This window comes from Mucilaginibacter sp. P5_A6 (assembly GCF_056400585.1).
The window spans coordinates 58,356-75,489 of the sequence record NZ_JBFUKZ010000019.1 but is presented as its reverse complement, the minus strand read 5'-3'; the positions used below and the strand labels follow the sequence as shown (position 1 = coordinate 75,489).

Below are 17,134 nucleotides of genomic sequence, written 5' to 3'. Positions count from 1 at the left end.
TAAAAACAGTTTATTTCACCAATTAAAAATCCTGAATAAGCTTTTGCAGTCATCGCGCCTGAGCTGCATGGTGATAAGCAAAGAAACAAAGTAAAACAGCACTGAAACCACGCCCGCAACCCACATATTTTGAAACAATGTTCTCGCTAAAAAGCCACTTAATAAAGCACATCCTGTGCAAAGGCTTAGCGTATAAAAAGCACCTTTAAGCCCGACGTGTTTGTTTTTCGAAAAATAAAAAGCAGCCTGCACCAAACAAGCCAGCAAAAAGGCAATGGCGGCCCCTTCGTTTCTATAAATTGGTATCAGTAATAAATCGCCGGCAATATTTACACCAAATGTGATAAGAAAGGAGTGAAAGATCATTTTTAGCCGGTTTTGCACAAAAAACATCGTCCACAAAAAATTATTAAAATACAACAGGGGCATACAAAGCGACAGGATAAATATGGTGTTGGTATTAACAGCTCCGTATTTTCCGTGCGTAACAATATCAATTACAGGGTTCCAACATATATTCAGCAACAAACCTGTAAATGCGGCTATTATGAGTTCTACCCGGATAAGCAGCTTCAGATCCGCCGCCGAGGGATCCCCGCTTTTAAATAATTTGGTGAACCTTGGGATTAAAAGGGGAGCTATTGCCAGCAAAGGCAAAGTGGAGATCTCGAATATTTTGTAGGCAAAGCTATATTCGGCAAGCTTCACCGCCGATACCATAAACCCGATAAACAACCAATCGAACCGGGCCAGAGCCGAGGTAATAAGTACCACACCAACCTGTGGTAACGACTCACGCAACAGGAGTATATATTCGACTTTATTCCAATGCGCAAACACGGGTATCTTTATATATCTCCTGAAAAGAAAAACACTAATTAGTAACTCGATAGTATCGCCGCATATAAAAACCCAAATGATAGAACTGATATTAATCTGGTGCAACAAAGCAAGGATAAGCAATACAATACCCCTTACAACATTTGATACCACCAACATGTACGATAACAGTTTAAACCGCTCCATACCACTGGTTACCTGTTTTAACGGGGTGGAAAAGAAGATCATCAGCTTACCTGCACCTATCAACAGTATCAGCCGGTATAAACCCTCATCCTGAATAAAAAAAACTTTACAGAGCAGCAATAATCCATAAAAAAGGATCCCTGTTAAAACTACATGGAATACATAAAGTGATAATACGGTTTGAGCATTATCGCCCTGGGCCACTTTTTTTATAACAACCTGGTCGATACCAAAAGAGAGGATATTAAATGCAGATAGCAGCACAGCCAGGGCAAGGTTAACCTGGCCGAAGCTCTCTTTGTTAAGATTTACCGAAAGGACATAAAATATAAATACACCAAACAGCTGGTTTACAATAAGCTGCAACGTGTTTGCCGAAAGATTGTATACCAGCTTTTTTCTCATGAACAGCTAACCAGTTTATTCAACATGGGCATCGGCTTTAAACTTGTAGCCCATAACCGGCGCATCATGCTGGTACAATGGTTTCTGCTTAACAGATTGCGCGGCTTTACTAAGGTAATGATATTTTAGCCAGGTATTTTTAAATGCCATTTTCGCAATGGTAAAACCTTCCTTACCATCTAAAAAGCCTAATAAAAACAAATAGATCTTTACAAAATGAAACAACGGGGCAAGGTTCRGCTTTGCAAAAGATGCCTTTTTCCCACACTTTAAATATTTAATGGCACTTAGCTGCGCATAATGAATTGTTTTTGCTTCGTGCTCCTGTTCATTTTTAACGGAATAGTGGTGAAGATGTCCGGTCAATTTTTTGACAATAGCCTTTTTGGGGAGAATCAAAGTTTCATGCACAGGCGGTTCAGTCCATATTACCTGGGTGCGGTTAAAAAGACGGATATGATGATCACGGCCCCAATTACCAAAGCGGACGAGCTTATTACCGTAATAAGCTTTATAGTTAATATCGTAAACAACCTTCTCATCCTCAAATTTTAATGCTGCTATTGATCTTAAAAGTGCATCATCCGGTATTTCGTCGGCATCAATACTCAATATCCAATTATTAACGGCCAGATGAATTCCTTTGTTTTTATTAGCACCATAGCCATCCCAGGTTTCTTTATAAACCCGGCATCCGTTTTGGGCAGCTATTGCTATTGTACCATCGGTACTGCCATTATCTACTATAATAATATCGTCGGTTATCTGCTTTAGCATGGGGATACTTTTGGCAAGCATCTCGGCCTCGTTTTTGGTGATAATAACAACAGAAATAGGTACCATTAGATTAAAGTTTTAGCTGTACCTGCAAATCAAGCAACAGGTATCTATTATTATATCGTTGATTTAGTGCAAAGGGTTGCCCATAATGCAAAAACTTATTTCGGTTAATACCTGTTAAGCCATCTCAGTACATCGTTATATCGATACTTTTACATTATGAAAACAGGAATAAAAGCAATTGTTACCGGCGCAACGGGGATGGTAGGCGAGGGGGTGATGCATGAGTGTTTGCAAAACCCTGATGTTGAGCAGGTTTTAGTAATTAACAGGAAAGCATCCGACGTTACCCATCCCAAATTAAAGGAGATCATCCATGCCGATTTCTTTGACCTGTCGGCTATCCGCGATAAGCTTGCCGGATATAACGCCTGTTTTTTTTGTCTTGGTGTAACCTCTGTTGGCAAAAAGGCTGATGAATATTATAAGCTTACGTATACACTCACCATGCATATGGCCGAAACATTAGTGAAATTAAATCCAGATATGACTTTTTGCTATATATCCGGGGCTGGTACCGATAGTATGGAAAAAGGTAAAGGCTGGGCTGCAGTAAAAGGTAAAACCGAAAATGACCTGATGAAATTGCTATTTAAACAGGTTTACGCGTTTCGACCCGGCTTTATTAAACCAACAGAAGGTTTGTTAAACGCCCACAGCTTTTACAAATATATAAACTGGCTGTTCCCTATTGGCCGTGCGCTTTACCCAAATGGATTTTGCACCCTTAAGGAGCTGGCCGATGCCATGATACATGTTGTAAATCAACCATTTGCTAAAAAAGTAATAGAGGGAAAAGATATTATAGCACTGGCAAAGTAAAATACTAATCATTTTAAAAGGCTATCTTTAGCAACAATCGGTATTTACTTGTTGCTACTAATCCATCATTTATTGAAAGATCCCTTTAATTGCCTTATAGATACCTATATGGATGACAACGTTGGTATTGCCGACCATTTTTTAAGTGATGTACTGGCTGCCGATCTGAAGCAAAATCTAATATCTCTTTTTCAGCAAAACAAACTCCTTTCTGCAGGCATTGGTAACGAGCATATTGTAGTTAATAACCAATTAGTACGTGGCGATAGTATTTACTGGCTCGATCGCAAACACGATACAGCTTGTGAAAATGATTTTTTTGACCTGATGGATGGTTTTGTGAGTTACTTAAATCAAACCTGCTATACCGGCATTACCAGCTACGAATTTCATTACACATTATACGAAAAGGGCTCTTTTTATAAAAAGCATCTCGATCAGTTTCAGAATAACGATAGTCGTAAATATTCCATGATCATGTATTTAAATACGGAATGGGAAGCCGCTGATGGGGGAGAGCTATGCATCCATCAAAACAATACCAAACAAACCATCAACCCCGAAAATGGAAGAACGGTATTTTTTAAAAGCAGCGAACTTTTACATGAAGTTTTATGTACGCAGAAACCAAGGATGAGTATAACAGGCTGGCTAAAAGTAGATCACTAAATTTAGTTAAATAATAAACGGGATCATTTAATCCCGTTTATTATTTAACTTTAATATCCAAGCCTTATTTGGGCCTGAGTGCCGAACCTATATTCCAGTTTACACCAAGCGCAACACCTGTTGATTTAAGATCAACCCGGCCATTACCAATGCCGGTAACCGGCAGCTTCATATACGGCTGAACAACCAGGCTGAATTTTGAATTTATTCTCCGCTGATAATTTGCGTTAATATTAATAACGCTAAACAAGTGCTTATTTTGATTTTTAAACTCCAGGTTGTAAGGTTTCCACCCACTTTCGGCCGAATAATCAAACCTGTAATTTTCCTTCAACATAAAGTACGAGGATAATCCAGTACCCAAAGCTATGGCATTGTTCCCTTTTGAATATAGTTGATAACTTACATTTAAAGGAATATCAAGAACCTTACAATTTGCCTGGATATTGGTTGGCGCCATTGATGGGTTATAAGATGAATTATAACTTCCACCGCTGCTTGAATATGGCTTAATTGCATAAGCAGCACCGGTACTTATAATCAGTTTCCTGGTTAAACGTACCGAAAATTGTATGCCATAATTAGTACCGGTTTGGCTGTGATTAAATGAGTTAACCGCATTAGCATCAGATGCAGCCAAAACGCTTATAGAAAACTGCGGCCGGTTCTTTATTGCAGATGCTTTAACAGATGCCATTTGCTTTTTCGCCTCCTTCGCAGCAGCCTTTTGGGTTATTGTATCGGGTATAGCATTATTATTTTTTATGCCATTATTTGCCGATGCAATTTTATTTTTATCTAAAACGGTATCAACCGCAGCTGTATTTGTTGTTTGCGTTTTGTTGTTTGCCATGGCATTGTTAGTTGCCAAATTAACAGCCTTATCTTTTATAGTATCTTTTAATGTTTTACCAGCCATCAGGTTATTAGTCCTGGCAGCAACAGTATCCATTGGTGAACTATCATAACCTTTAAATGGTATTATACCAGGATACGGGTGTTTACGTCCTTTAGCAGGGATAGTTAATGGAAATGGCGTTTGGCTTTGTGTACTATTACTTCCCAAACTTTCCTGTTGAGGTTGGAGCTTAGCGGCAGGTGTTTTAACCGGGTGATCATTTTGGCCGTTATCCTTTTTGGGTTGATTTTTAGTGTTTTTGCTTTGTAAATTCGAATTTGTTGGATTTGTTTTTTCTTTATTATAAAGGTATAAGCCTATAGCAAGCAGCAATAACGCTGCAATGCCCGCTGCGTAATAAATTATACGGAACAATCTTGCTTTTTTATTGGATTTACCATCCAGCAACTGTTCCATTGACTCCCAATCCTCCTCACGAAAAGCAATATGATCTTCAGAGCCGGATACCCCGTCTTTGAATAATTGATCCAATTTATTTTCGCTTTTCTCTTTCATTTTATTATTAATTCAATCAATACAGACATGCTTATGCTTATAGCACCTATTGCAACAATGTTATGTTGTGAGTCGCCGGAATTTGCATCCGGAAGCCGCCCGGAATTGATTACCATATTTTTTAATTTTTCCCTTGCCTTAAACAGGTTTGATTTTGATGTACCTGTACTGATACCCAGTTGTGTTGCTATCTCCTCGTGCGAAAACCCCTCAATAGCAAACAGGTTAAACACCGTACGGTAAGCATTTGGCAGCTGCTGTATCATCCCGATAAGGTCGTCGTAGTTCAACTTCTGGTCGGGTAGATCATTATGCCCTATATCTTCAGCAGCATCCAGGTCATCGTTGAGCGAAAGCTTCAGGTTACTTCTATAATAATCAACTGAGGTATTCATCATAATACGACCAACCCAGGCAATGAAAGGCCGACCTGTATCGTATTTCTGCAGGTTGGTGAACACCTTTAAAAAACCCTGGTTCATGATTTCAGAAGCTTCGTACCTATTACCGGCATAGCGCAGGCATATACTCATGGCAAAGCCATAAAATGCTTTATAAAGCATCTTTTGGTCCTTTCGGTTATGCTGTAAACAGCCTGCAATCAACTCTTGTAGTTCTGCTTCTCCCATATAGCGGGCTTCTACCTTATTTTAATTTTCCTTATCTGCAGTTAACACGATATTAAGCAACTAAAGGTTGCCATGATGTTTACTTTTTTTCAGTGGTTTTTGAATCTAATGGTGAAACCTTGTTTTTATCTTTAAATATATAGAAAACAWGGCAATGCAACAAGCAGCAAAACCGCTGAAACTAATTTGCTTTGGCATATGGATAATTAATGACCCACTGAATCAGTCATGATTTTCTCTCATATCAACCATTGTCCAGTTTTCCTGAACGGCTTTTGGGCCACCATTATATTTTAAAGTGATTTGAAAATTGGTTTTAGTCTTTCCTCCATTTTCATCAATCGCGGTAATGTAAGATTTAATGACAAATACCGAATCAGATTTTTTAGCAAACTGATAACGATCTTCAGCAAATACAATATTTCTTTCTTTTACCGTTGGGCTAACATATTCTTTGGCTATCTGATAGGCATCATCGCTGGTTGGAAATGTCCTGAAAGATAAAGTAGACGATGAGCCGCCCGAAGTAGCAAATTTTATTATCATCGCCATAAAAATAACGCCAAAAGCTCCCAGTATCCATCCACCGGCAATAGCCGTTTTCTTTTTATGCTGCTTGCCTATGAGATAAGATTGCTCAGGCATTACTTTAGGATAGATTCTCTCCATCAACTTAAGTTAAATGATGCTAAATGTATAAAAAAAACATCAATAAAAATCAAAACAACGCCTGGCGCCGGCAAATTTGTGATAAGTATCGGTTCGCGAGGGGAGGGTAGTTTCATAACCCACGCTTCCTTCTGTGGTTCCACTTGTATTACTATAGTTAACGCCCGAAACGGGTGCATCATGACTTACACCAAATCGAAACTTTTCTCCGCCTTCTTTATTCATAAAAATATCAAAAATAAGCGAAAATGTAATGGCTGTGGGCCCACCTGAGCCACTGGTACGAACCCACAACCCGGCATTGAGATTGTGCCGCTTATACTGTAGGCCTACATTTATTGATTGTGCAGTTGACTGTTTGTAAAAAACTACCGAAGGAATAAAGAATGATTTTTCGTCGTCATCAAGGTTCTCATCCCGGTTTAAATCCCAGCGATAGCTTATATGCGCAGTACCTCGCATGGGCAATTTTGCCGGTGTTCCGGTGAATGATTCATTGGGGCGGTTAATATGCTGCAGGGCGCCACCAATATTAAAATCACTTAAAGCCAGGTTAATACCAGCTCCGGCATCAAAATAAAACCTATTGTCAAAAACCGGGGGCTCCGCACTTGTTCCTAAACCGGGGATATATCCCAATCTTGGATCTATCTGATCACTAAATACCAGTTTACCCCAGTTAACAGTACGATTGGTAATTCCGGCTTGTAAACCAAATGATAAAACAAAGTCATCTGATCCAACACTATATGAATAAATGCCGGCTATGTTATTTTTAGTCAGTGCGGCTGTACCCTCATTGCCACGTGTAAATATAAGACCTATACCACCACCAAATTGAGGGATATTATAATCAACCGATGCCGTAAGGTAATTGAATCCTCCAGGTACCGAAGTATATTGATTACGATAGATAAGATTCATACGCAGATCGCCCTGAAACTGCCCGTTCAATGCTGGGTTAAGATATACCGGAGAATTGAAAAACTGCGAATACATGTGATCCTGGGCATAAGATAATGAAACACACATGAGTATCATAATCAATAAAATAAATCTCCTGTACAAACTATGCATTAACTATCTTATTAAATGAATTGAACCCGTTCGTTTGGGTAGTGAATTATTATATGACATGCCTTTCCATTCGCTGCCATTTATAAATGTTGCCGAGGCCTGCCATATATAAACCCCCTGTTGTACCGGCATACCTTTAAAAGTGCCATCCCAACCATCGCCATCAACCGGGGTTCCTTTAGGATCGGTTAATTTACTGGTTTCCCATAGCAGCTGCCCGAAGCCGTTAAACACTTGCAGGTGCCATTGTTTAATCCCCGATCCTTTTCCGCTAAATTTCCTCAACTCTGTAGTGCCGCTGGTTGGCATAAAGGCATTTGGTAAATACAGTTCGCCGGGTATGCCGGTTATACGCACATAATGAACCATACCGCTATCGCAAAAATCTGCTGTGCTGGTTATCAATTGTACCTTGTATTTACCGGTATCAGCATAAGTATGTGTTGGGTTGGTTTGACTGCTTGTAGAACCGTCTCCAAAATCCCACAACCAGTGAACCGGCGCACCAGTGGTTAAATCAACAAACTGGAACTGATAATTTGGTATGCTGGTTATGGTATCGGGCTTAGCGGCGAATTGCGTTCCCGGAGGGGCGGTAACGTTTATATAATTTGCTCTTATTAAACTATCTACGCAGCCGGTTAAAGGATTGGTAGCAACAAGCTTAACCGTAAAAGGAGATTTATTATAGCTATAAGTATGAGGCGGGGGAGTAAAGCCTGTGGCAGTAGAACCATCACCATAATCCCAGGTATAAGATAATGCTACGGGTTGTGTATTAGGATCGGCGTATGTATTGTTGGTGAATGTAACAGTAGCATTTTTACAACCCGTTGTAACAGATGCTGTAAAGTCTGCTTTTGGAATATCATAAACCATAACCCTGTTGGTTGATTTAGAGGATTCGACACCTGAGGTACATTTACTTGATGCTGTAATGGTTACATAAAATAATCCGGGTGTGGTAAATACATAGGGTAAATTGTTGGTACCGGCAGTAGTGTTGGTAACTACAGCTCCTTTATCATCATAAATGGTATAATAAAAGGTATCGCCGCCTGATGAATTATTTACAAAAGTTACATTTAAAGGGGCACAGCCACTGTTTTTGTTATCCAGGAAAAACATATCGGGGATAATTGTTGGGGCCGAAACAGTAATGGTGCGTTTTAGGGTTGTATCGGTATTGCCGCAATAATCCTGGGCAACCATAAATATGGTGTACTGTTTGGTACGCGTTGTGTTCAGCGGAGTATCAAATTTAAAGTCACTTTTATCTGTGTATACCTTTGATTCTAATTCAAGTGAACCATCATACAGGTAGTATGTGTATTGTAAATTTTTTCCGGGTGATGTATTTTTACCTGTCACTACAAAAGGTGAGCAGCCCTCAACTCTATCGGGAATTAACCTGGCATTGGGCTTTGCCGGACTGATCTTTACCGAATCCAGGTAGGGGAGAGCAACATTACAATCACTTATTATACTTAGGCTGATATGGTAAACCGTATCTCTGCCATCTGTTTTGGCTAAAAAAGTATGCGTGGGGTTAGTGCCTGTATCCGTTGAGCCATCACCAAAATTCCATAAAAAAGTAGCGTTTGCAGGTTTTGACGTATTGGTAAACTTAACATCCAGGTCACCGCAGGCCGTACTTTTATCTTTAGTGAACGATGGGGTAGAAATAGCAGGGGGGATGGTTACAGTAAGAACAAATACAGCACCTGCACAACCCGAATTGGTTGATGTAATATTATACGTAACTGTTGCATTGGCATTAACATCACTGTTTGTCAGGATATCATTAATTAAACTGCCGCTGCCATTTGTTGTATAACCAGATGCACCCGGACTTGTCTTTGTCGCATCCACAACCCACGTAAAGGTTGTAGCCGGTTTAACAGCAGTAATGGTATAATTGAGCGCCACACCGGAACAGGTGGTTTTTATTGGCTTACTTGTTATAGAATCAGGACTGTTTATAATAATGGTAGTTGGGTCTTTTATAGTATCGCAAGGTGCTGCTAACTTGGTTATACCCTCAAAAACCAGGATTACCTTGCCGGCTTTTATCTCCTGGGCAGATGGGGTATAAACTGTCTGAGCTGAATTTTTATTAGTGAAGGTACCGGTTCCGCCTGCCCATTGCATTTTAATCTGCGTATTATTAGACGTGCCGTTTAAACTGATAGGCGAACCAGCACACACAGCGGGATAGATACCGGCTGTAACCGTTGGCGCCTGTATAAATTCTATTTGCTGACTATCCGTGGCAGGCGAACCACAATTGTTTGTGTTTGTTACTGTAACGGTATATTTTGCATAATCGGTAAAATTAATTACCGGATATTTCGAAGTATCGGCCGTACTATTAATAAAGGTATAATTACCGCCGGTAACCTTCCACTTATAGGTGGCCGGGGTACTTTGAGATGAACCCGATAAAGTAGTTTGGGTGGCGCTATTGGTTTTATTATCAAACTTAAGGGTGGTATTGGTTCCACAAAATATAGTATCCTTTGATAACTTGGCTACCGGCACGTCATTAACCACAATAGTTTGAATATCGGGGTCCTGGATCAGTCCGCAGCTTATGGTTGAAATAGCCAGCTTTACCTGGTAAACACCTGCTTTGTTAAATAAAAACTGCGGCGCCTTACTACTTGCATTTGTTCCGTTAGCATAACTCACCGGAGCCGGACCTGAAACCGTCCAAACATATTTGTTGGTAGTATTACAGTTTGAATCAATTTTGGAAGTATTAACCGGGGTAAGCATAAACGGAATACAACCCGAGTTAACCGGCACCGAAAATTTAGGCACAGGCGGTTCCTGGATACAAATATCCTGCGTAACATCGGCAACTGCACATGAGCCGGTATTGCTTTGTAACTGAAGGGTTACTTTATGTGTGCCCGTTGTAGTGAAGGTATACAAAAAGGGATCCGATAATTTATAATTCACGGCTTTAGTTACGCCATCAACAAGCCACGTATAACGCGCCTTTGTATTTGTACAGCTTGCTGATGTACTGTTGGGGTCGTCGCCAGGAAAAGAATTGTTGAGAAATTGCATAGACGTGTTTAAACAACCTGCAATAGGTATAAGCGGAATGTTAATGGGCGGACTTATCACTTTAGCATAACTGGCAACCGGCGTTCCAACATTACCGCAAAACGGGCTGATTAACTGAAGTTTTACCTCAAATGAGTTATTTTGCCCTTTCACCACATTTCCGCATGAGGCTTTAGTATACTCATGCGAAACCTTTCCTCCAGCCGCAATTAACTGGCAATAAGTATAGGAAATTGATGGTGTGCCATCGCCCCATGCAACGTTGTATAGTAAACCAGGATAGTTATTCTTTATAACGTTAGGATCAATATCATACGTTATATTGGTAGCCCCACTACCCAAACAAGCTGTAGTACTTCCTTCAACACCAAAACTATTATTAACTATATTATTAATTAAAGCATACGTATAAGTACCTATCGTTCCGCCCTTTACGGCTTTAACACTAATGGTATAGTTTGATGCTTTAGCCGTAAAGCTACCGTTATTGGTAAAATCCTGGTTAGCAGCACCTTCTGTTGTTTGCGAAAGCTCATTATAAAAGCTTGCTGTAACAGAAGCACCGGCGGTTGATGTATTTATAAAATTGTAAGGTGAAGAATTGGCGCCGGAGCATGATCCAAATACCTCCGGAAAATTAGCATCAATAGATTGAGAATTTAAAGCTGCTGTAACACCAGTGCCCGCAATTATAGAAATAGCTGTAGAAGCAGAACTTGTAACGGCAGGGCTTGTTGCAACAACCCTAACTAAATAACCTGAACCGGCCACCGTACCCGCCGGGATGGTTCCGTTGACAAATGTTGCATAGTTACCCGTTGATTTGCCTATTAGTTTCTGCGATGCAAAACTGCCGCCTGCGCTGGAAAGGTAGAGATTAAAAGTATTGCTTGCGTCAATACAGTTACCACTTGCCTGAATAGGTACACTTATGGTTGATCCGGGAGCATATGGACCAGCATCGACATTACCGATAGTGATAGTTTGTGCGAAAGAGTTAAACGAAATTATATTAAATAAGGCTAAAAAAAATAAATTTTTAGTAAATATTTTATCCATCCGGTCCTTTTTACGGTGTTTAATTGCTTAAAGTTTAATAAACCGAAGCAATGTAGCAAATATCAACAAAAATTTATTGTTTTTTTTACAAGAATTGAATTTCTATTTGGGTATCAGATGTAAAAATGGAAAATAGTTGTCCACATATGCTAGTAAAATTAATTATCGGGCAATAAGACACTCCTTGGAGATAACCGGGACACAAACTATCCAAAAAACAAATAAGCCAGGAAGATGGCAGTTACAATTCCCGCCGCATCAGCAATTAAACCGGCAGGGATAGCATACCTGGATTTTTTGATACCTACTGTGCCAAAATATAGCGCAACAATATAAAAGGTAGTATCGGCCGAGCCATTGAATATGCTTCCCAAACGTCCGGCAAAACTATCTGGACCGAAGGTTTTCATTACATCTATCATCATGGCTTTTGAGCCCGATCCGCTGAGGGGTTTCATGTAGGCCACAGGCATGGCGTCTACAAAACGTGTATCTAAACTTGCTTTGGTACAAACCCAGCGTAAGCCTTCATTGATATAATCCAAAGCGCCACAGCTGCGGAATACGCTGATGCCTACCAGCATGGCAACCAGGTAAGGGATAATTTTTACCGAAGTTTCAAATCCGCTTTTGGCACCTTCAACAAAAACATCAAATACATTGATCTTTTTGATCAATCCACCCATAATAAAAATGACAGGAATAGCAAACAGGAGAAAATTGCTCACCACTTTTGATACAGTACTAATCTCCTCTTTAGATAGGTGAGTAGTAAAATACCATACTACCAGGGTTATAAACGCAGTTACCCCACCAAGCCAGGTTATAATTACCCTATCAAACAGGTTTATTTTTTGCTTTACGGCTACTACCAATAAGCCAGCTACCGTTGCCACATAGGTTGCTATAACACAGGGCAAAAATATATCGGCAGGGTCTTTAGCATTCAGAATTGCCCGTTGGGCTATTATGGTAACAGGCAACATCTGTAGACCCGAAGTGTGCAGCACCAGGAACATGATCTGGGCATTAGATGCGACATCTTTATCTTTGTTTAACTCCTGCAAGCTTCCCATTGCTTTTAATCCAAGAGGGGTAGCCGCATTATCGAGCCCCAGCAGGTTGGCCGAAAAATTCATCAGCATTTGCCCTACCGCAGGGTGTTTCTCAGGAACTTCGGGAAATAAACGGCTAAAAAACGGACCTACAATGCGCGAAAGAAAATTAATTGCACCGGCCTTTTCGCCAACATTTAAAATACCCAGCCAAAAAGCCATTGCACCAACCAGCGGCAGGGCAATATCCATCACTGATGATTTTGAGGAACTGAAAATACCATCAACCAATAATTTAAATGCTTCAACATCGCCCAAAAAAATGAGTTTAACGAGCGCAACAACAAAAGCGATAAGGAAAAATGCTATCCAGATATAATTAAGGGCCATTAGCTATGTTTAAGGCTTTGAAGTTAATGGTTTTGTAATTTAATATGAAATAACAATCTTTAAATACTTATTTTGAAAACATAACCATGACCACCACCTCAGCAATTTTAAACAATGCCATCAATAATTTCCTACAGATAAAAACAGAACAGCTTGATTGGGAAAACAAACCCACGCCCAATAAATGGTCAAAAAAGGAGATCATCGGCCACCTTATTGATAGCGCGCAAATAAACCTGCAGCGTTTTGTTCGTTGCACTTACGAAGAGAATTTCAGACTTACTTATGAGCAGGTGGAATGGGTTGCAGCGCAGCATTACCAAAAAGCTGATATTAATGATCTGCTTAATTTGTGGACCTTACTTAACCGGCAAATAATAAGGGTTTGGGAAAACTATCCTGCAGAAAGGTTAACTGCCCGTTGCGATAATAGTAAACAGGAGCCTAACCTCCAAACTGTCGAGTGGCTGGCAAATGATTACGTTGAGCATTTATTGCACCACCTCAAACAAATTAATTAACATGGCAGGCTACTCAGGTACTCCGTTGRCAAAAAAACTGGGCATAAAAACAGCGGCAAAAGTAATGTTGCTTAACGCACCCGATTATTACCTGCAATTGTTTACGGATTTGCCGACTGATGTTTATTTTGTAGATGAAGCGGCAGTAAAAAAAGATGTGATCCATTTTTTCACCAAACAACAGGATGAATTTTTGACTATGCTTCCCCAATTAATGAACCAAATGAACCCCGATGGCATGATATGGGTATCCTGGCCAAAGAAGGCGTCAAAAGTTGTTACCGACATTACCGAAGATGTCATCAGGAATTTTGCTATCAAAATTGGGCTCGTGGATATAAAAGTTTGCGCCGTTGACGAAATATGGTCGGGTTTAAAATTGGTTATACCGGTTAAAGACAGGATGCAGTTTAAATGAAACTTTTTTGGTAATGTCAGCGTAAATAATGATGCACTAAATTAGCAACACTAAATTTAATATCTAACTTAGCATTATTATAAACTATAACACTATGTCTACAATAGAACTTAAACGTGTACATGGCGATTTCGGCTTTGAGGCTGTAGATGCCAATGGTCATACTGTAAAAATGGATAGCAGCCCCGAAAGCGGTGGCCAGGATTTTGGTATACGCCCAATGCAAATGCTTTTAATGGGGCTAGCCGGTTGCTCAGCAATTGACGTTATCAGCATACTTAAAAAACAACGACAGGATGTAAAGGATTATAAAATGGTAGTAAACGGCGAGCGTGAAGCAGGTAAAGAACCCTCACTTTGGCAGGATATTGATATTGAATTTCATTTATATGGCGATATTGATGAAGACAAAGCAGCCCGTGCTGCTGAATTATCACTCAATAAATACTGTTCGGTAGCGGCAACGCTTGGTAAAGCAGGTGCCGATATTAAATCGAAGGTGTTTGTACACCCGGCGGTTACAATTTAAAATATCATGCAAATCAAGGCTGGTCAATAAATGCCTTAAACACCAAAAGCCACTCGATCTGAGTGGCTTTTGGTGTTTTAAAGCCCTTTCCTTTGAAAGGGTTTGGATGAGGCCTTATTCTCCTTCAAAAAAATCAATCAACCCGCCAAAATAACTGTAGGTCCAGCCTTCGGTTATATCATCAAAATCCTCATCGGGGATGTTTGTATGCCTTAACTCGGCAGACGTACCCTGTTTATCGGGGTGCAGTTTAATGGTTACTATCGAGTCATCAGATTTACCTTCAAAATACCATTGCTGCACAATTTTTTTGCCGGGTTCAAACTCCAGGTTTTTACCGGTTATGCTGCCATCCCACATAGAAAATTCTGAACCTGGTTCGGTACTCATTTCTGCAACCTCGCCGGTCCATAATTCAATGGTAATAGGGTTGGTAAGGGCTATATAAATTTCGTCGGGCGTTGCCGGTATGCTATAGTATTTTTTAAAATCTTTCACCTGCGCAATTTAGCAACATTATTTTAAACCTTTACAGGGCCAATAGGTAATACAACACGCCCGTAAACTTCATTAAGCACATTGGCAATGCCGGTATATATGGCAGATGCACCGCAAATAATGCCTTCATAACCAGCCAAATGTTTAATTGTCGCATTTCCGGTGGCATCGCCGGCTACTAATAAAAAAAATAGTATAGTTAATGATCCAAATACAAACTGGAGTGCCCTGTTTAATTTTAGTGTGCCAAAAAACAACAGTAATGTAAAAACACCCCATACACTTAAGTAAGCGCACATGGCACCTTCTGAAGCAGCTGTAGCCCAGCCTAATTTGGGCATAACAATAAGCCCGACTAACGACAGCCAGAAAAAGCCGTAGGATGTAAATGCAGTTAGCCCAAAGGTGTTGTTCTTTTTAGCTTCAATAACACCAGCTATAACTTGCGCCAGGCCACCGTAAAATATACCCATGGCCAGTATCATACTGTTCATTTCAAAAAAGCCGGCGTTATGAATGTTTAATAAAACGGTGGTCATACCAAAGGCGCAAAGCCCAAGCGGGGCGGGGTTGGCAATACCATCCTTTACAGGTACAGGAACGGGTGTAGTTGGAATCATAATTGGTTTAGCATTAGTTTGGTTTATAACGCAAGCTAAGTGAATTATGAATATTTTACAATTTTTTTTACAACTCGCGGCTTACATTTGCGTTAAGTAAATACCTATGCAAAAAATAGTATTGATACGCCACGGTGAAAGCACCTGGAACCTTGAAAACCGCTTTACCGGCTGGGAAGATGTAGACTTATCCGAAAACGGTTACCTGCAAGCCCATAAAGCAGGGCAGATCCTAAAAAAGAACGGCTACAATTTTGACGCCGGTTTTACATCATACCTAAAGCGATCAATAAAAACCATGCATTTTGTATTGGAGGAGCTTGATCATTTATGGATCCCGGTTGAAAAATCATGGCGACTGAATGAGCGCTTTTATGGCGCCCTGCAAGGCATGAATAAAGATGAAGCCGTTGCCAAATACGGAGCCGAACAGGTGCTACAATGGAGGCGAGATCCCAATGAACATCCACCGGCTATAACCAAGGACGATCCGCGATATCCGGGGCACGACCTACGTTATAAACATTTGACAGAACGTGAATTACCATTAACCGAAAATCTAAGCGAAACAATGGACAGGGTTTTACCCTTTTGGAATGAAACTATTATAAAAGCCTTGCGGCATAACCAAAGGGTAATTGTGGTTGCCCATGGCAACAGCCTGCGCTCGCTAATAAAATATATTGATTGCCTTAGCGATGAAGAAGTAACCCAACTGGAAATTCCTACAGCTACGCCCTGGGTTTATGAGCTCGATCATGAATTAAAACAGATAAGGCATTATTATTTGGATTGAGATTACGCTGTCTCCTTTAATGAAACCCAAGGAMTACGCTTCTTCCGCAATCATCTATTCAATATGTGCCGTATTTGTTTATATTCGTTGCCATTATAAACCATATCATAAATTAAAAAATGAAGAAGGCTGATATTTATGAAATAACCATAAAAATCCTGGGTATTTACCTTTTGGTGTCCAACTTATCTAAAGTGCCCGGCTTTTTTACATTTTTAAAAAGTTTTGGCGCTGTTTCATCATCCGATCATGCCGGCGAGCAGATGAATTTGTTTTGGCTGAACATTGCAAACTTTGTGCTGATGCTGGCACTATCTCTTTTCCTAATTATTGGCACCCGGTTTATTACCCGTTTGGTAACCAATACAGCCGACAGCAAAGAAAATGTAAAACTGTTTGCCGATAGAAAAGTGATCTATGAAATAGCCCTGATCATCATAGGTGGGTTGCTTATTGTAAATACCTTACCCGATTTGCTTTACCGTTTATACACTTTAGCAAGCGTTAGCGATCAAAACTCGGTAATATCATCGGTAACAAAAATATTTATTGGTATTATGACTGTGGCTTATGGAAAACGTATTGCCGTTTTTTTTGCTAAATAGGGATACTAAAAGAAAAA

17 protein-coding genes are annotated in these 17,134 nt (G+C 40.0%); 7 read left to right on the top strand and 10 right to left on the bottom strand.

Annotated features, from left to right (window positions below; translation table 11 throughout):
- Positions 1-15: 15 nt before the first annotated feature.
- Both AC1DO4_RS19045 and AC1DO4_RS19040 read right to left on the bottom strand, forming a co-directional pair.
- On the bottom strand, positions 16-1,431 hold the full coding sequence (locus AC1DO4_RS19045) for an oligosaccharide flippase family protein (protein ID WP_477418683.1): 1,416 nt from the start codon (positions 1,429-1,431) through the stop codon (positions 16-18).
- A gap of 15 nt (positions 1,432-1,446) precedes the next feature.
- The gene (locus tag AC1DO4_RS19040; protein ID WP_477418681.1) at positions 1,447-2,274 is read right to left on the bottom strand and encodes a glycosyltransferase family 2 protein; all 828 of its coding nucleotides are present in this window, start codon (positions 2,272-2,274) and stop codon (positions 1,447-1,449) included.
- A 156-nt stretch (positions 2,275-2,430) separates the two neighbouring features.
- On the opposite strand from AC1DO4_RS19040, the gene AC1DO4_RS19035 reads away from it, so the two are divergent.
- Both AC1DO4_RS19035 and AC1DO4_RS19030 read left to right on the top strand, forming a co-directional pair.
- On the top strand, positions 2,431-3,093 hold the full coding sequence (locus tag AC1DO4_RS19035; protein ID WP_477418679.1) for an NAD-dependent epimerase/dehydratase family protein: 663 nt from the start codon (positions 2,431-2,433) through the stop codon (positions 3,091-3,093).
- 72 nt (positions 3,094-3,165) lie between these two features.
- Positions 3,166-3,762, top strand: a complete 597-nt coding sequence (locus AC1DO4_RS19030; RefSeq protein WP_477418677.1) for a 2OG-Fe(II) oxygenase — start codon at positions 3,166-3,168, stop codon at positions 3,760-3,762.
- A 64-nt stretch (positions 3,763-3,826) separates the two neighbouring features.
- On the opposite strand, the gene AC1DO4_RS19025 is transcribed toward AC1DO4_RS19030, so the two are convergent.
- The 6 genes from AC1DO4_RS19025 to AC1DO4_RS19000 form a co-directional block, all read right to left on the bottom strand.
- Complete coding sequence (locus AC1DO4_RS19025; RefSeq protein ID WP_477418675.1) at positions 3,827-5,176, bottom strand: hypothetical protein; 1,350 nt, start codon at positions 5,174-5,176, stop codon at positions 3,827-3,829.
- Complete coding sequence (locus AC1DO4_RS19020; RefSeq protein WP_477418673.1) at positions 5,173-5,805, bottom strand: RNA polymerase sigma factor; 633 nt, start codon at positions 5,803-5,805, stop codon at positions 5,173-5,175. Before AC1DO4_RS19020 ends, AC1DO4_RS19025 begins: the two co-directional genes overlap by 4 nt.
- Before the next feature lie 222 nt (positions 5,806-6,027).
- Positions 6,028-6,474, bottom strand: a complete 447-nt coding sequence (locus tag AC1DO4_RS19015; RefSeq protein WP_477418671.1) for a hypothetical protein — start codon at positions 6,472-6,474, stop codon at positions 6,028-6,030.
- 39 nt (positions 6,475-6,513) lie between these two features.
- Positions 6,514-7,551: a PorP/SprF family type IX secretion system membrane protein gene (locus AC1DO4_RS19010; protein ID WP_477418669.1), complete on the bottom strand. Its 1,038-nt coding sequence runs from the start codon at positions 7,549-7,551 to the stop codon at positions 6,514-6,516.
- A gap of 3 nt (positions 7,552-7,554) precedes the next feature.
- The gene (locus AC1DO4_RS19005) at positions 7,555-11,685 is read right to left on the bottom strand and encodes a PKD domain-containing protein (RefSeq protein ID WP_477418667.1); all 4,131 of its coding nucleotides are present in this window, start codon (positions 11,683-11,685) and stop codon (positions 7,555-7,557) included.
- Positions 11,686-11,891: 206 nt separating this feature from the next.
- A complete protein-coding gene (locus AC1DO4_RS19000) occupies positions 11,892-13,130 on the bottom strand; it encodes a nucleoside recognition domain-containing protein (protein ID WP_477418665.1) in 1,239 nt (412 codons plus the stop codon).
- 86 nt (positions 13,131-13,216) lie between these two features.
- Between AC1DO4_RS19000 and AC1DO4_RS18995 the strand changes: the two genes are divergently transcribed.
- From AC1DO4_RS18995 to AC1DO4_RS18985, 3 genes are all read left to right on the top strand, one after another.
- Complete coding sequence (locus tag AC1DO4_RS18995) at positions 13,217-13,651, top strand: DinB family protein (protein ID WP_477418663.1); 435 nt, start codon at positions 13,217-13,219, stop codon at positions 13,649-13,651.
- Between the two features lies 1 nt (position 13,652).
- Positions 13,653-14,069, top strand: coding sequence for a DUF3052 family protein (locus AC1DO4_RS18990; protein ID WP_477418661.1), 417 nt, complete (start codon positions 13,653-13,655; stop codon positions 14,067-14,069).
- A gap of 94 nt (positions 14,070-14,163) precedes the next feature.
- A complete protein-coding gene (locus AC1DO4_RS18985) occupies positions 14,164-14,598 on the top strand; it encodes an OsmC family protein (protein WP_477405928.1) in 435 nt (144 codons plus the stop codon).
- Between the two features lie 114 nt (positions 14,599-14,712).
- Here the strand turns inward: AC1DO4_RS18985 and AC1DO4_RS18980 are convergent, their stop codons facing one another.
- Both AC1DO4_RS18980 and AC1DO4_RS18975 read right to left on the bottom strand, forming a co-directional pair.
- A complete protein-coding gene (locus tag AC1DO4_RS18980) occupies positions 14,713-15,096 on the bottom strand; it encodes an SRPBCC domain-containing protein (RefSeq protein WP_477418659.1) in 384 nt (127 codons plus the stop codon).
- A 23-nt stretch (positions 15,097-15,119) separates the two neighbouring features.
- Positions 15,120-15,716, bottom strand: coding sequence for an acetate uptake transporter (locus AC1DO4_RS18975; protein WP_477418657.1), 597 nt, complete (start codon positions 15,714-15,716; stop codon positions 15,120-15,122).
- 106 nt (positions 15,717-15,822) lie between these two features.
- On the opposite strand from AC1DO4_RS18975, the gene gpmA reads away from it, so the two are divergent.
- Positions 15,823-16,512 carry a 2,3-diphosphoglycerate-dependent phosphoglycerate mutase gene (gene gpmA, locus AC1DO4_RS18970; protein ID WP_477418655.1) on the top strand — a complete coding sequence of 230 codons (690 nt, stop codon included), beginning with the start codon at positions 15,823-15,825 and terminating at the stop codon, positions 16,510-16,512.
- Positions 16,513-16,631: 119 nt separating this feature from the next.
- Positions 16,632-17,117, top strand: coding sequence for a hypothetical protein (locus AC1DO4_RS18965; RefSeq protein ID WP_477418653.1), 486 nt, complete (start codon positions 16,632-16,634; stop codon positions 17,115-17,117).
- Positions 17,118-17,134: the final 17 nt, after the last annotated feature.

Excerpts from the sequence above, each read along its gene's own strand:
- AC1DO4_RS18965 (WP_477418653.1), top strand. The coding sequence starts at position 16,632 with ATGAAGAAGGCTGATATTTATGAAATAACCATAAAAATCCTGGGTATT.
- gpmA (WP_477418655.1), top strand. The coding sequence starts at position 15,823 with ATGCAAAAAATAGTATTGATACGCCACGGTGAAAGCACCTGGAACCTT.
- AC1DO4_RS18975 (WP_477418657.1), bottom strand. The coding sequence starts at position 15,716 with ATGATTCCAACTACACCCGTTCCTGTACCTGTAAAGGATGGTATTGCC.
- AC1DO4_RS18995 (WP_477418663.1), top strand. The coding sequence starts at position 13,217 with ATGACCACCACCTCAGCAATTTTAAACAATGCCATCAATAATTTCCTA.
- AC1DO4_RS19010 (WP_477418669.1), bottom strand. The coding sequence starts at position 7,551 with ATGCATAGTTTGTACAGGAGATTTATTTTATTGATTATGATACTCATG.
- AC1DO4_RS19045 (WP_477418683.1), bottom strand. The coding sequence starts at position 1,431 with ATGAGAAAAAAGCTGGTATACAATCTTTCGGCAAACACGTTGCAGCTT.
- AC1DO4_RS19025 (WP_477418675.1), bottom strand. The coding sequence starts at position 5,176 with ATGAAAGAGAAAAGCGAAAATAAATTGGATCAATTATTCAAAGACGGG.
- AC1DO4_RS19035 (WP_477418679.1), top strand. The coding sequence starts at position 2,431 with ATGAAAACAGGAATAAAAGCAATTGTTACCGGCGCAACGGGGATGGTA.
- AC1DO4_RS19020 (WP_477418673.1), bottom strand. The coding sequence starts at position 5,805 with ATGGGAGAAGCAGAACTACAAGAGTTGATTGCAGGCTGTTTACAGCAT.
- AC1DO4_RS19015 (WP_477418671.1), bottom strand. The coding sequence starts at position 6,474 with ATGGAGAGAATCTATCCTAAAGTAATGCCTGAGCAATCTTATCTCATA.
- AC1DO4_RS19005 (WP_477418667.1), bottom strand. The coding sequence starts at position 11,685 with ATGGATAAAATATTTACTAAAAATTTATTTTTTTTAGCCTTATTTAAT.
- AC1DO4_RS19000 (WP_477418665.1), bottom strand. The coding sequence starts at position 13,130 with ATGGCCCTTAATTATATCTGGATAGCATTTTTCCTTATCGCTTTTGTT.
- AC1DO4_RS18985 (WP_477405928.1), top strand. The coding sequence starts at position 14,164 with ATGTCTACAATAGAACTTAAACGTGTACATGGCGATTTCGGCTTTGAG.